We start from the raw sequence: 14,315 nt of genomic DNA, 5'->3' as shown, positions 1-14,315 counted from the left end.
GAGCGGCTCGTGAAGCCTGTAGATCCGCGCCTGCTGACCCACGCCCGTGCCACCCGGGGCTTTCTGGCCCTGACCGTGGTGCTGGGCACGGCGGGCGCGGGTCTCGTGCTCGTCCAGGCGGGCCTGCTCGCCCGAGTGATCGTGGCGGCCTTCGAGGAAGGGGCCGCGGTCGCCGACCTGTGGCCGGAGCTGGGCCTGCTCGCCGCGGTGGTCGCGGCCCGCTCGGCGATCTCCTGGCTCACCGAGGTGATCGCGCACCGCACCTCGGCGGCGGTGAAGTCGCAACTGCGTTCGCGACTGCTCGCGCACGTGGTCCGGCTCGGCCCGGCCTGGCTGGACAACGAGCGCTCGGGCGAGTTGACCACGCTGGCCACCCGGGGGGTGGACGCGCTCGACGGCTACTTCGCGCGCTACCTGCCGCAGCTCGTGCTGTCCGTCACCGTGCCGGTGGCGGTGCTCGCGCGGGTGGTGTTCGGCGACTGGATCTCGGCGGTGACGATCGTGATCACCCTGCCGCTGATCCCGCTGTTCATGGCGCTGATCGGGATGGCCACCCAGAAGTACATGGACCGGCAGTGGAGCGTGCTGAACCGGCTCGCCGGACACTTCCTGGACGTGGTCGCCGGGCTGCCCACGCTCAAGGTGTTCGGCCGGGCCAAGGCCCAGGCCGCGTCGATCCGCACGATCACCGACGACTACCGTCGGGCCACCCTGAAGACGCTGCGGATCGCGTTCCTGTCCTCGTTCGCACTCGAACTGCTCGCCACCATCTCGGTCGCGCTGGTCGCGGTCGGTGTCGGCCTGCGCCTGGTCGACGGCGATCTGAGCCTGGAGACCGCGCTCGTGGTGCTGATCCTGGCGCCCGAGGCATACCTGCCGCTGCGTCAGGTCGGCGCCGAGTACCACGCCAGCGTCGAGGGAGTGAGCGCCGCCGAGCGGGTGTTCGCGGTCCTGGAGACCACACCGGACGCACCCGCCGGGACCGCGCCGGTGCCCGACCCGCACTCGGCCGAGCTGGTACTGACCGGCCTGAGCGTGCGCCGGCCAGGCCGCCCGGACGCGGCGCCGGCCGACTTGGACCTGACCGTGCGACCGGGCGAGACGATCGCGCTGACCGGGCCGAGCGGGTGCGGCAAGTCCACCGTGCTCGCGGTGCTGCTCGGTTTCGTCCGGCCGACGGCGGGCCGGATCACCGTGGGCGGCGTGGACCTGGCCGAGCTGGACCCGGACGCGTGGCGGGCCCGGATCGCGTGGGTCCCGCAGCGGCCCTACCTGTTCGCGGGCACGATCGGGGCCAACGTCCGCCTGGCCCGACCGGACGCGGGCGACGCCGAGGTACACGACGCGCTGGTCGCGGCCGGGGCGGCCGAATTCGTGGCGGCCTCGGGCGGCCTGGACGCGCCGCTCGGCGAGGACGGCGCGGGCCTGTCCGCCGGGCAGCGGCAGCGCCTCGCGCTGGCCCGGGCGTTCCTGGCCGACCGGCCGATCCTGCTCCTGGACGAGCCGACCTCGAACCTGGACGGGGCCGGCGAGGCGGACATCGTCGACGCGGTCCGGCGGTTGGCGGTCGGGCGTACGGTCGTGCTGGTCGCGCATCGGCCGGCGCTGCTGCCGTTGGCCGACCGGGTGGTGGCCGTGGGCGCGGGGGCTTGTGCGGGGGCTTCGGAGGGCGCGCATGCGGCGGTCGCGGCCCGGGCGCGGGTCGAGGCCGCGCGGGCGTCGGAGGCGTCCGGGGAGGTGCCGGCGGTCGGGCAGCCCGTCGAGCCATCCCCGAAGGAGCCCTTCCGGACGCCCTTCGAGCAGCCTTCGGCGGACCGGTCGGTCGGCGCCGGGATCGGTCCCGGTCGCCGACTGCTCGCGCTCGCCCGACCGTTGCGCGGACGGCTCGCGCTCGCGGTGTTGTGCGGGGTGCTCGCGCTGGGCAGTTCGGTCGGGCTGATGGCCACCTCGGCGTGGTTGATCTCGCGTGCCTCGGAGCATCCGCCGGTACTGACCCTGATGGTCGCGGTCACCGGCGTGCGCGCGTTCGGCGTCTCGCGCGCGGTGTTCCGCTACGCCGAGCGGCTGATCGGCCACGACGCGGCGTTTCGGGTCCTGGCCCGGCTGCGGGTGCGGGTCTACGAGCGGCTCGAGCGGCTGGCGCCGGCGGGGTTGCCCGCGTTCCGGCGCGGCGACCTGCTCTCGCGACTGGTCGCCGACGTGGACGCGGTACAGGACTTCTTCCTGCGCGCGCTGTTGCCCGCGTGTGTGGCGGCCGTGGTCGGCGCGGGCGCGGTGCTCACCGTCGCGCTGGTGCTGCCCGAGGCCGGCGGCGTCCTGCTGCTCGGCCTGCTCGCCGCCGGGATCCTGGTGCCGTGGCTGGCCGGCCGGGTCGCCCGGCGGGCCGAACGCCGGGTCGCCGCGGTCCGCGGCGAACTCGCCGGCGCCGTGGTCGACCTGCTGCGCGGCACCCCCGAACTGATCGCGGCGGGCCGCGCGCCCGCCCGGCTGGCCGAGGTGGACGCGGTGGACGCGCGGTTGCGTGCGACCGAGGCGGGACAGGCCCGGGGCGCGGGCGTCGGGGCCGGGCTGGCCGCGCTGGTGTCCGGCGCGACGGTGTGGGCATCCGCGCTGGTGGGCGTCGCGGCGGTGCACGCCGACCGGTTGAGCGGCGTGCTGCTCGCGCTGGTGGTGCTCACCCCGCTCGCCGCGTTCGAGGCCACCGTCGTGCTGCCCGCCGCCGGCCGACACCTGCAGAGCTCGCGCCGGGCCGCGGCGCGGGTGTTCGAGGTGACCGACGCGCCGGAACCGGTGGGCGAGCCGGCCGCTCCGCTGGGGCTGCCCGCCGCGCCGCGCCCGCTGGTGGTGCGCGACCTGCACGCCCGCTGGACGCCGGACGGCCCGCCCGCGCTGGCCGGCGTCGACCTCGAACTCACCCCGGGCAAGCGGCTCGCGGTGGTCGGGGCGAGCGGCTCGGGCAAGACCACGCTGGCCAACGTGCTGCTGCGCTTCCTGGACCCGGCCGCAGGCTCGGTGACCCTGGCCGGCGTGCCGATCACCGATCTGGCCGGGGACGACGTGCGGCGGGTGGTCGGGCTGTGCGCGCAGGACGCGCACGTCTTCGACAGCTCGCTGCGGGAGAACCTGCGACTGGCCCGCCCGGACTGCGACGAGGACGCGATCCGCGCGGCGCTGGCCCGCGCCCGGCTGCTGGACTGGGTCGACACGCTGCCCGAGGGGCTGGACACGATGGTCGGCGAGCACGGCGCGCGACTGTCCGGCGGTCAGCGGCAACGACTCGCGCTGGCCCGCGCGTTGCTCGCCGACTTCGAGATCCTGCTGCTGGACGAGCCGGCCGAACACCTCGACCTGCCCACGGCCGACGCGCTGACCGCCGACCTGCTGGACGCGACCCGTGGCCGCACCACACTGCTGGTGACCCACCGACTCACCGGCCTGGACGCGGTGGACGAGATCCTCGTGCTGGCCGAGGGCCGAGTGCTGCAACGCGGCACGTGGGCGCAGGTGAGCACCGCCCCCGGCCCGTTCCGGGAACTGCTGGAGCGCGAGCACGCGGTGGGCGTGGTCACGGCGACGACCTCGGGCTGAGCGCGACCGGCAGGGACCGGCCCCGACCGGCCGGCGGGGTGCAACTGCCCCTGGGGAGCTCCCTCTTGGCGCGCACTCCGGGGGCGAGGACACTCCGGAACAGGCCAAAGGGGGAATGCTCCGTGCTCTATACCGTGCTCGCCGTGCTCGGTCTGCTCGTGATCCTGATCGTGGTCTTCAAACTCATGTGGCGCGTCGCCGAACCCAACGAGGCGCTCGTCATCTCCGGCTCCCGGCACCACACCGAGGGCCTGGGCGAGGGCATGGGATTTCGCATCGTCACCGGACGCGGCACGCTCGTGCTGCCGTTCGTGCAGGCCGTGCGCAAGCTCTCGCTGGATCTGAACGAGGCGGAGCTCTCGGTCGAATGCGTCACCACCCAGGGCATCCCGCTGCGCGTGCAGAGCGTGGTCATCTTCAAGATCGGCGACGACTACGTTTCGATCGCCAACGCGGCCCGTCGCTTCCTGGACCAGCAGAAGCAGATGGAGTCCCGGGTCCGTAAGGTGCTGGCCGGCCATCTGCGCTCGATCGTCGGCGGGTTGACCGTCGAGGACATGATCCGCGACCGGGAGAAGCTCACCGCGCACGTGCGCGCGGCCTCCGGATCGGACATGGAAAAGCTCGGGCTGATCGTGGACAGCCTGCAGATCCAGGAGATCGACGACCCGACCGGCTACATCAAGAACATGGCCGCGCCGCACACGGCCGCGGTGATCCGGGACGCGCGGATCGCCGAGGCGCTGGCCACCCGCAAGGCCACCGAGGCCGAGCAGGACGCCAAGGCGCGGATGGCCCAGGCCACCCGGGACAGCGAGATCCAGCAGGCCGGATACCAGGCCGAGCGGGACGAGGCCACCGCGCGCTCGCGCCAGGCGGGCCCGCTCGCGGACGCCGCCGCGAAGCAGGAGGTGGTGGTCCAGGAGACCCGGGTCGCCGAGTTGGAGGCCATGCGGCGCGAGCAGCAACTTCAGGCGGACGTACGCAAGCCGGCCGACGCGAAGGCGTACGAGACCCGGACCAGGGCCCAGGCCGAGCGCGACGCGCGGATCTCGGCGGCCGAGGCGAGCGCCAGGGAGACCGAGTTGGCGGCGATCGCCGACGCGGAGGCGACGAAGGTGCGCGGTCTGGCCGCGGCCGAGGCGACTTTGGCGACCGGCAAGGCGCAGGCCGAGGCGGCCAAGGCCAAGGGCCTCGCCGAGGCGGCCGCGATCGCGGCCCGCGCGGCGGCGCTGGCCGAGAACCAGGAGGCCGTCGTCGCCCAACAACTCGCGGAGAACTGGCCGGAGATCGTCCGGGCCGGTGCCGAGGCCTTCGGCAACGTGGACCACATGGTCCTGCTCAACGGCGGCGACGGCATGGGCGACCTGTTCGCCAAGGCCCTGACCATGGGCGGCACCGGTCTGGGCATCGCCCGCCAACTCCTGGCCGCCACCAACCCCGCCCCCGCCAAGCCGGCCCCCACCATCGACGTCAGGGAATCCGTTCGCATCGAGGTGGAGGCGGACCCGGACCCGACCCCCGACCACCCGGACCTCGCCCTCACCAAGACCCCGGACAACTGATCCACCCCATCACCGTCGGAGCCGGGCCCCCTCACGGGTCCGGCTCCGACGTTTCCCGACCGCGTCGAACGGGCTATCGGCCCTGTTCCGCCTTCTGGCGGGCCACGTATGCCGCTGCCTGGGCGCGGCGTTCCATGCCGAGCTTGGCGAGGAGGCTGGAGACGTAGTTCTTGACCGTCTTCTCGGCCAGGTGCATCTCGGTGCCGATCTGGCGGTTGGTCATGCCCTCGCCGATCAGGTCCAGGATGCGGCGCTCCTGGTCGCTCAGGGCCGCCAGGCGCTCGTCGCCTCGGGTGCCGCCGCGCAGGCGTTCCAGGACGCGGGCGGTGGCCGCCGGGTCGAGCAGCGACTTGCCGGCGGCCACGTCGCGGACCGCGCCGACCAGGTCGGAGCCGCGGATGTCCTTCAGCACGTAGCCGGAGGCGCCCGCCATGATCGCGTCGAACAGCGCCTCGTCGTCGGCGAACGAGGTGAGCATCAGGCAGCGCACCTCCGGCAGTTGCGAGCGGATCTCGCGACACACCTCGACCCCGCTCCCGTCCGGGAGACGCACGTCGAGCACCGCCACCTGCGGTCGGGTCGCCGGGATGCGCACCAGCGCCTCGGCGGCCGTGCCGGCCTCGCCGATCACGTCGATGTCGTCCTCGAGTGACAACAACTCGTGTACACCCCGACGCACCACTTCGTGATCATCGAGGAGGAATACCCGGATACTGCCTTGGTCGCTCACTTGTACAGGTTCGCACGCATATCGTCCGGGGTCTCGGTGGCACCGCCGGAAGGGTTGGGAACGGGTCGCCTCCGCGGCCATTTGTCGGGGAGCGACAAACAGTGCCGCCACGTTCGGGTCGGTCGCCACTACGTGCCGGGCGGACTGGTGGGTAACGTTGCGGTGTGCGGTTTCCGAACCGCATGCCTGTGCGCAGGTGCCTCCCGGATTCACCCGGGAATTCCTAGGAAATCCTAGGAAGTACAGCCACCAATCGCCGTGTCTGCACATCAAGGTAGCCGCGCACACCCCGCGCGGAACCGGGCCCGGCGATCCGGACCCGGTCCACGGCGACCCCGCGGACCGGACAGACGGAGGAGAGAACGTGGCAGTGGACAGTACGGACGGGACATTGTTTCCGCCCGAATCCGGAGCCGGTCCAGAACTGATCCAGTTGCTCACCCCCGAGGGTGAGCGGGTCGAGCACCCCGATTACTCGATCGACCTGTCCGATGACGAATACCTGGGTCTGTACCGTGACCTGGTTCTCGTGCGTCGCTTCGACGCCGAGGCCACCGCGCTGCAACGCCAGGGCGAACTGGGCCTGTGGGCCTCCCTGCTCGGCCAGGAGGCCGCGCAGATCGGGTCGGGCCGTGCGCTGAGCCCGGACGACTATGTGTTTCCCACCTACCGTGAGCACGGCGTCGCGTGGTGTCGCGGCGTGGATCCGTTGAATCTGCTCGGGATGTTCCGCGGCGTCAACAACGGTGGTTGGGATCCCCGTGAGAACAATTTCCATCTCTACACGATCGTCATCGGCGCGCAGACCCTGCACGGTGTCGGATACGCGATGGGCATGCAACGCGACGGAGGCGACGGCGCGGTCGTCACCTATTTCGGTGACGGCGCCTCCAGCCAGGGCGATGTCAACGAGGCATTCACGTTCGCCGCGGTGTTCAACGCGCCCGTGGTGTTCTTCTGCCAGAACAATCAGTGGGCCATCTCCGAACCCAACGAGCGGCAGATGAAGGTGCCGCTGTATCGGCGCGCCGCCGGATTCGGCTTTCCCGGAGTTCGGGTCGACGGAAACGACGTGCTCGCGTGTCTCGCGGTGACCAGGGCGGCATTGGCCCGGGCCCGGCGCGGCGAGGGCCCGATGCTGATCGAGGCGTTCACCTACCGAATGGGCGCGCACACCACTTCCGACGACCCCACCCGCTATCGGTTGAACGCCGAACTCGAGGAGTGGAAGCACAAGGATCCGATCGAACGGCTCAAGGCATACCTGCACAAGCAGGGAATCGCCGACGCCGCCTTCTTCGCCGCCCTGGAGGCCGAGAGCGAGGAACTGGGCAAGCGCGTACGCAACGGTGTGCGCACGATGCCGGATCCGGATCCGGTGTCGATGTTCGCGCACGTGTACGCCGATCCGCACACGCTCGTGGACCGGGAACGGGCCGAGTTCGAGGCTTATCACGCGTCCTTCGTCGACGCCGGGGAGGACGGGCACTGATGGCTCCCGCACAGTCGACGGGCACGACCCGTCAGATGTCGATGGTGCAGGCGCTCAACACGGGACTGCGCAGGTCCCTGGAGAGCGACCCCAAGGTTTTGATCATGGGCGAGGACATCGGCAAGCTCGGTGGTGTCTTCCGGGTCACCGACGGTTTGCAGAAGGACTTCGGCGAGGACCGGGTGGTGGACACCCCGCTCGCCGAGTCCGGCATCGTCGGCACCGCGATCGGCCTGGCCCTGGCCGGCTACCGGCCGGTCGTGGAGATCCAGTTCGACGGCTTCGTCTACCCCGCGTACGACCAGATCGTCACCCAACTGGCCAAGATGCACGCGCGTTCGCTCGGCTACGTCCGGCTGCCGATCGTGATCCGCATCCCCTTCGGCGGCGGGATCGGCGCGGTCGAGCACCACAGCGAGTCGCCCGAGGCGTACTTCGCGCACACCGCGGGCCTGCGGGTGGTGTCCTGCTCGAACCCGGTGGACGCCTACTGGATGATCCAGCAGTCGATCGCCTCCGACGACCCGGTGATCTTCCTGGAGCCCAAGCGGCGCTACTGGACCAAGGCCGAGGTGGACACCGCGGCGACGCCGGACCCGCTGTACGGCTCCCGCCTGGTCCGCCCGGGTGACGCGTGCACCGTGGTGGCCTACGGGCCGATGGTGGCGACCTGCCTGGAGGCCGCCGCGGCCGCCGCCGAGGAGGGGCGCGAGCTGGAGGTGATCGACCTGCGCTCGTTGTCCCCGCTGGACTTCGACGCGGTCGCGGAGTCGGTCAAGCGCACCGGTCATCTCGTGGTCGTGCACGAGGCCCCGTCCTTCCTGGGCATCGGCGCGGAGGTCGCCGCGACCATCACCGAGCGCTGCTTCTACCACCTTCAGGCGCCGGTGCTTCGGGTCGGCGGCTATCACACGCCGTATCCGCCGTCCCGGGTCGAGGAGGAGTACCTCCCCGACCTGGACCGTGTGCTCGATGCCGTCGACCGCTCCCTGGCCTGGTGAGGAATCTCGTGTCCGAGGTGAAGAAGTTCCTGATGCCCGACGTCGGCGAGGGCCTCGAAGAGGCCGACATCGTCGTATGGCACGTCAAGGTCGGCGACGAGGTGAGCGATGGCCAGGTCATGGTCGAGGTGGAGACGGCGAAGGCCCTGGTCGAGCTGCCGTGTCCGTTCGACGGGGTGGTGACCGAACTCCTGGCCGCCGAGGGCGACACGGTCGCGGTCGGCGCGCCGATCATCGCCGTGGCGCCGAGCGGTACGCAGGTGCCCACCGGTGCCGGCGCGGCCGAAGTGAAGGCCGACACCCGGGAGGAGGCGCTCACGGCGGACCTCGTGCCCGAACCGGCCGAACCCACCGAGACCGCCGCCGGCGCCGAGCCCGAGAAGAAGGACACCCGTACGGCGGTGCTGGTCGGCTACGGCGTGCGCACCACGTCCGGCCGGCGCCGAGCCCGCAGGACGGACACCCCCGCGCCCGCGGTGCACGCGGCCAACGGTTCGGGCCACGCGGTGCCGCCGACGTCGGGCTCGCCCGGCAACGGCTCGATCGCGCTCGCCAAGCCGCCGGTCCGCAAACTGGCCCGGGACCTGGGCGTGGATCTCGCGTCGGTGCGGCCCTCGGGCCCCGGCGGAACCGTCACGCGCGAGGACGTGCACGCCGCCGCGCGTCCCGCGCCCACCACCGCGGCCCCGGCCGCCTTCGCGGCGACCGGACCGGGCGAGACCGTCGCGGGCGAGCGCCGCGTTCCGGTCAAGGGCGTGCGCAAGGCGACCGCGCAGGCGATGGTGGCCAGCGCGTTCTCCGCGCCGCACGTCACCGAGTGGGTGACGGTCGATGTGACCCGCACGGTCAGGCTGGTGCGCAAGCTGCGCGAGTTGCCCGACTTCGCGGACACCAAGGTGAGTCCGCTGCTCCTGGTCGCCCGGGCCCTGCTGGTGGCGATCGCCCGTCATCCGGAGATCAACGCCTCCTGGGACGAGCCGAACCAGGAGATCGTCATCCGCGATCGCATCAACCTGGGCATCGCCGCCGCGACGCCGCGCGGGTTGATCGTGCCGAACATCAAGGACGCGGGCGGCAAGAGCCTGGTCGCGCTGGCCGGCGCGCTCACCGAGTTGGTGGCCACCGCCCGGGACGGGCGCACCTCGCCGGCCGACATGGCCGGCGGCACGGTCACCATCACCAACGTGGGTGTGTTCGGGGTGGACGGCGGTACGCCGATCCTCAATCCGGGCGAGGCCGCGATCCTGGCGGTGGGCGCGATTCGTGAGCAGCCGTGGGTGCACAAGGGCAAGGTCAAGCCCCGGCAGGTGACCACGCTCTCGCTGTCCTTCGACCACCGGATGGTGGACGGCGAGTTGGGCTCGCGGGTGCTGGCCGACGTGGCCCAGATGCTGGAGCGGCCCAAGTTGCTGTTCGTGCGCGGCTGACCGTTCGTTCCGAGCGCGTACGGTTCGCGTGCGGTTCGTGTACGGCCCTGCGGCCGGGCCCTTTTCGGGGCCCGGCCGTACGTATGTCCGGGGGCGTCCCCTAATGTGTATGTACTGTGAAACCATCCGCGGATCCTGCTCCCTTCCGGCCCGGTGGAAGTCTTGCCTGGATCATGTGGGCGGTCGCGGCCTCGGTATACGTCGTCGCGGTCTTCCATCGCAGCAGCCTGGGCGTGGCCGGGATCGACGCACAGGAGCGGTTCGGGGTCTCCGCCTCGCAGTTGTCGCTGTTCCCGATGCTGCAACTGCTCGTCTACGCCGGCCTCCAGATACCCGTCGGCGCGCTCACCGACCGGTTCGGGGCCAAGCGGGTGCTCACCTGCGGCCTGGTGCTGATGACGGCGGGTCAGTTCACCTTCGCGTTCGCGCACGGGTTCACCGGCGCCGTGCTCGCCCGGGTGCTGGTCGGCATGGGCGACGCGATGACGTTCGTCAGCGTGTTGCGGGTGGTGGCGGTGTGGTTCCCGGCGAACCGCGTTGCCGTACTGACCCAGTTGACCGCGCTGCTCGGGATGGCCGGCAACCTCGCCGGTGCCACGCCGCTGGCCGGGGCGCTGCACGCGTTCGGCTGGAGTCGGACCTTCGCGGTCTCCGCCGGGGTGGGCGTGGCGGTGCTGGTCGTGGTCCTGTGCGTGCTGCGCGACAATCCCGGCGCGGCGCGTCGGGTGCGGCCGGTCGGCGGGCCCGGCATGTGGTCCCAGGTCCGCGCGGCGTGGGCCGAACCCGGCACCCGGCTCGGCCTGTGGGCGCACTGGGCGTGCGGCTGCCTGCCGCAGGTCTTCCTGATGTTGTGGGGCTTCCCGTTCCTGGTCGAGGGCCAGGGGCTGGCCAAGGGCACCGCGAGCGCGCTGCTCACCGTCGCGATCGTGATCAACATGTTCGCGTGCCTGGTGGTCGGCCCGCTGGTGACCCGCCGGCCGGGCAGCAGGCTGGTGTTGTGCGTGGGCCAACCGGTGCTGGCCGCGGTGTTGTGGGCGGCCGTGCTGATCCCGAGCGAGCCCTCGCCGCTGTGGCTGCTGGTCGTGCTCGCGCTGGTGATCGGCCCGGGTGGCGCGCTGTCCCTGGTCGGCATGGAGTTCGCCCGGGCGGGCAACCCGCCGCAGCGGCTGGGCACGGTCTCGGGCATCGTCAACGTCGGCGGGTTCGCCGCCGCGACCCTGTGCCTGTTCGCGATCGGTCTGGTCCTGGACCTGGTCGAGCCGAGCGCGGGCGCGCACGGCCTGAACGCCTATCGTGTCGCGATGGCCGTCCAGGCCGTGCCGGTGCTGCTGGGCGTGGTCCAGGTGTTGCGCTACGCCCGCAAGGTCGCCGGTCGCGGTCGCGCGACCGAACCCGTGTGCGTGGTGGCCGGGCGGGTGCCGGAACGCGAGAGTGTCCCCGACGCCGGCTGACCCCCGCCCGATCCGCTCACGGTGTGACGGCCATGTTGTCCAGGATCCGCCGCGCGAGATCGGGGTCGCCCTCGATCTTGGCGTCGGCCCGGGCGGCCGCGACGCGACCGCACATCAGCCGTACGAACGTCTCCCAGTCGGTGGAGATCGTCACCAGCGGTCCCAGCGGGACCCGCCCGTCCAACCGGCCCCGGCCGTTCTCGTCGACGGTGACCGTGCGCATGAACTCCACCGGCCCGGTCACGTCGAACACCACCGACGCACCGGCGGGCGCCTTGGCGTCCTTGGCCACCACCCGGGCCAGCCCGGTCAGCAGGAAGTCGCGGGTGATCAGCGCGGCGGGCGAGTCCAGGTTGCCGGGCATCCCGATCGCGCGCCGCACGTCCTGTTCGTGCACCCACACGTCGAACACCCGCTGGGTGAGCAGGAACCGGTACGGGACGCTGCGGCCCATGATGCCGCGCACCTCGTCCTCCGGGCCGCGGTCGGACTCGTCCAGCATCCGACGCCGACGCAGGATCACGTACTCCAACTCGCCGGTCATCTCCGGTGAGGTGTGGCAGCGCCGGACGTCCACGGGTATCTCGGTGTAGCGACTGAACTCGTCGTGCACGTGCCGCAGATCGCGCGGCAGCGTGTGGATCGGTCGTGGATCGCCGAGCAGTTCGAGCTCGATCCCGATCACGTGCGACACGATGTCGCGGACCGACCAGCCCGGACATTCGGTCGCGCTGCTCCACCGGCCCTCGGTCAGGGTGGAGACCAGATCTTTGAGGGAGCGAACCGAGTGCTCCCAGGCGTCGGCGTGCGTTTTCAGGTCGTTGCTCACGTACTACCTCTTGTCGCTGCGTCGTCGGTCGACGGGACGGGTGCGACCGTTGCTTTGACGTGGTCCCGGATCCTGGCAGGCACGTTACGCTGCCGAAGATCCTGCGGTCAGCCCGTTCGCGGGAAGCAAGCGGTGTAGGTGAGGGGAAAGTGCGCGTTTCGCTCGTACAACTCGACGTCGACCCGACGGTGCCCGCCCAGGACCGCCTGGCCGAGGTCTCCGCCCTGGTCCGAAGCCGGCGCGGCGACCACCTGGTGGTGCTGCCCGAGTTGTGGTTGCACACCGGCTGGGTCTACGACGACTGGGAGGCGGGCGCCGAAGGCGTGCGTGGACCCGTCGCCCAGACCATGGCCCGCGCGGCCCGCGACGCCGGCGTGTGGTTGCACGCCGGCAGCATCATCGAGCGCGGCGCGGATGAGAACCTGTACAACACGTCGTTGGTCTTCGACCCGGACGGCACGCTGCGCGGCACGTACCGCAAGATCCACCGCTTCGGCTTCACCGGCGGCGAGGCCGCGTTGATCTCGCGCGGCACCGAGACCGCGCAGGTGCGCATGCCGTGGGCCGAGGTGGGCCTGGCGACCTGCTACGACCTGCGCTTCCCGGAGCTGTTCCGGCGGATCCTGGACGCGGGCGCGGAGGTGCTGGTGCTGCCCGCCGCGTGGCCGGCGCGGCGGGTCGAGCACTGGCGGGTGTTGTCCCGCGCCCGCGCGATCGAGAACCAGATGTTCGTGCTCGCCTGCAACGCGACGGGCACCCAGGGCGGCGAGGCGATGGGCGGCCACAGCATGGTGATCGACCCGTGGGGCGAGATCGTCGCCGAGGCGGGCACCGAGGCGACCGTGCTCACCGCCGAGATCGACCCGGCGCTGGTGGCCAAGACCCGGGAGGACTTCCCGGTCCTGCGGAACCGGGTGCTGTGAGCGCGCCGCGCCGCGGCGGTCCTACAGGTGGATGTTCTTCACCTCCTTGCCCGCCGCGTCGTACGCCTTGAGGTCGTACGCGGGGTCGGACGTGCGCGCGGTCACCACGAGTACGTACACGCGTGTGGTGGGGTCGATCTGCACGGGCCGGATCACCACCGGCTCCCGGTGACCGCGCCAGGTGACCTCCAGGTGGTCCACGTCGGGGGACACCTCGCCCTGGACCGCCGCCGCGTACAGGTTCGCCTCACCCGCCACCCGTCCGAACCTGCCGCCGCCGCCGAAGCGGTTCCGGTCGGTTGCCTTGTCCTGTGCGGTGCGGCCGGGCCGGACATCACACATTGTCCCCGCCGCGTCGAACACGCCCCGCTCGACCTGCTCGAAGCAGGTCCGTTCCGGACCCTCCGTCCAGGCCCGGTACTTCCACGGCTTCCCGGCCACCACGCCGGCGCCCACGATGTCCGGGCCCGCGCCGGGCGGCCTGGTGCCGGCGTCGACCGAGACGATGTCGGTGGACCTGCCGTCCTCGTCCAGCACACCCCCGGCGATGACCGCACCGCCGCCGCCCACCACCAGCGCGGTCGCCACAGTCGCCCCCAGCGTGAACGCCCGCCGGCCGCGGCGCCTGCCCGCCCGCTCGATCGCCGCCTCCGCCGTGGGCGGGGTCAGCTTCGTCGCCCGAATCTCCGCCATGAACGCCTCCCTCAGTGCGGTGCCGTCGTCGGCCATGGCCGCACCTCCGTGTCCGAAGTAGAGGGGGTTTCCGTCTGACATGGGATCAGATCGGCCAGTTGGGGATCCTTGCGGAGCTGGGCGAGCCCCTTGAACGTCTGACTGCGCACCGTGCCCACCGCGCACCCGAGGATCTGCGCGACCTCGGACTCCGAGCGGTCCTCCCAGTAGCGCAGCACCACCGCCGCCCGTCGACCCGCCGGCAACCGGGCCAACGCGGCCATCAGCACGCTGCGTTCGGCCACCCGGCCGGTCGAATCGGGCCCGGCGCGGTCCGGCATGCGGTCGGTGAGAAAGTGCGTCACCCGACGTCGGCGGACCCGGGACAGATTGGTGTTCACCAGAATGCGGCGCACGTAGGCGTCCGGATTCTCCACCTCGGCCACCCGCGCCCAGGACGTGTACGTCTTGGTCAGCGTGGTCTGGGCCAGGTCCTCGGCCTCGTCGCGATCGCCGCACAGCAGGTACGCGGTGCGCACCAGGGCTGTTCGACGGTCCTCGACGAAGGTCCGGAACTCGTCTTCCCCGTGGGATCTCAACCGTGCCCCCTTCCACCCGAACAGACGTGTGGAAGGGG

Annotated in this window: 11 protein-coding genes; 7 read left to right on the top strand and 4 right to left on the bottom strand. The window is 71.8% G+C overall.

The features are described from left to right. Positions 1-9 precede the first annotated feature (9 nt). Together cydD and ACZ4FV_RS22050 are read left to right on the top strand one after the other, a co-directional pair. Entirely contained in the window at positions 10-3,588 is a 3,579-nt protein-coding gene (cydD, locus tag ACZ4FV_RS22055) for a thiol reductant ABC exporter subunit CydD (RefSeq protein ID WP_465323104.1), read from the top strand. A 185-nt stretch (positions 3,589-3,773) separates the two neighbouring features. After that, positions 3,774-5,153, top strand: coding sequence for a flotillin family protein (locus ACZ4FV_RS22050; protein WP_395867975.1), 1,380 nt, complete (start codon positions 3,774-3,776; stop codon positions 5,151-5,153). A 73-nt stretch (positions 5,154-5,226) separates the two neighbouring features. Here ACZ4FV_RS22050 and ACZ4FV_RS22045 read toward each other — a convergent pair whose 3' ends face one another. Then, positions 5,227-5,883, bottom strand: coding sequence for a response regulator (locus tag ACZ4FV_RS22045; RefSeq protein WP_465323103.1), 657 nt, complete (start codon positions 5,881-5,883; stop codon positions 5,227-5,229). 364 nt (positions 5,884-6,247) lie between these two features. Between ACZ4FV_RS22045 and pdhA the strand changes: the two genes are divergently transcribed. The 4 genes from pdhA (at position 6,248) to ACZ4FV_RS22025 (ending at position 11,254) form a co-directional block, all read left to right on the top strand. Next, positions 6,248-7,375 (top strand): pyruvate dehydrogenase (acetyl-transferring) E1 component subunit alpha, encoded by a 1,128-nt coding sequence (gene pdhA, locus ACZ4FV_RS22040; RefSeq protein ID WP_395867874.1) that lies wholly within the window; start codon positions 6,248-6,250, stop codon positions 7,373-7,375. 35 nt (positions 7,376-7,410) lie between these two features. Next, positions 7,411-8,376, top strand: a complete 966-nt coding sequence (locus tag ACZ4FV_RS22035; protein WP_402234931.1) for an alpha-ketoacid dehydrogenase subunit beta — start codon at positions 7,411-7,413, stop codon at positions 8,374-8,376. A 32-nt stretch (positions 8,377-8,408) separates the two neighbouring features. Continuing rightward, positions 8,409-9,803: a dihydrolipoamide acetyltransferase family protein gene (locus tag ACZ4FV_RS22030; RefSeq protein WP_402234934.1), complete on the top strand. Its 1,395-nt coding sequence runs from the start codon at positions 8,409-8,411 to the stop codon at positions 9,801-9,803. A 173-nt stretch (positions 9,804-9,976) separates the two neighbouring features. After that, on the top strand, positions 9,977-11,254 hold the full coding sequence (locus tag ACZ4FV_RS22025) for an MFS transporter (protein WP_465323102.1): 1,278 nt from the start codon (positions 9,977-9,979) through the stop codon (positions 11,252-11,254). A 16-nt stretch (positions 11,255-11,270) separates the two neighbouring features. Here ACZ4FV_RS22025 and ACZ4FV_RS22020 read toward each other — a convergent pair whose 3' ends face one another. Next, positions 11,271-12,083, bottom strand: a complete 813-nt coding sequence (locus tag ACZ4FV_RS22020; RefSeq protein WP_395867877.1) for a maleylpyruvate isomerase family mycothiol-dependent enzyme — start codon at positions 12,081-12,083, stop codon at positions 11,271-11,273. Positions 12,084-12,232: 149 nt separating this feature from the next. On the opposite strand from ACZ4FV_RS22020, the gene ACZ4FV_RS22015 reads away from it, so the two are divergent. Next, on the top strand, positions 12,233-13,006 hold the full coding sequence (locus tag ACZ4FV_RS22015; protein WP_395867879.1) for a carbon-nitrogen family hydrolase: 774 nt from the start codon (positions 12,233-12,235) through the stop codon (positions 13,004-13,006). 21 nt (positions 13,007-13,027) lie between these two features. Here ACZ4FV_RS22015 and ACZ4FV_RS22010 read toward each other — a convergent pair whose 3' ends face one another. Together ACZ4FV_RS22010 and ACZ4FV_RS22005 are read right to left on the bottom strand one after the other, a co-directional pair. Next, positions 13,028-13,735 carry a hypothetical protein gene (locus tag ACZ4FV_RS22010; protein ID WP_465323101.1) on the bottom strand — a complete coding sequence of 236 codons (708 nt, stop codon included), beginning with the start codon at positions 13,733-13,735 and terminating at the stop codon, positions 13,028-13,030. Beyond that, positions 13,711-14,277 carry a SigE family RNA polymerase sigma factor gene (locus tag ACZ4FV_RS22005; protein WP_395867882.1) on the bottom strand — a complete coding sequence of 189 codons (567 nt, stop codon included), beginning with the start codon at positions 14,275-14,277 and terminating at the stop codon, positions 13,711-13,713. The genes ACZ4FV_RS22010 and ACZ4FV_RS22005 overlap by 25 nt, the downstream gene beginning before the upstream one ends. Between the last annotated feature and the right edge of the window lie 38 nt (positions 14,278-14,315).

The sequence above is a fragment of the Embleya sp. NPDC025285 genome (assembly GCF_055558835.1).
Note: the sequence above shows the minus strand (reverse complement) of the source record. Positions and strands in the feature narration are given on the sequence as shown.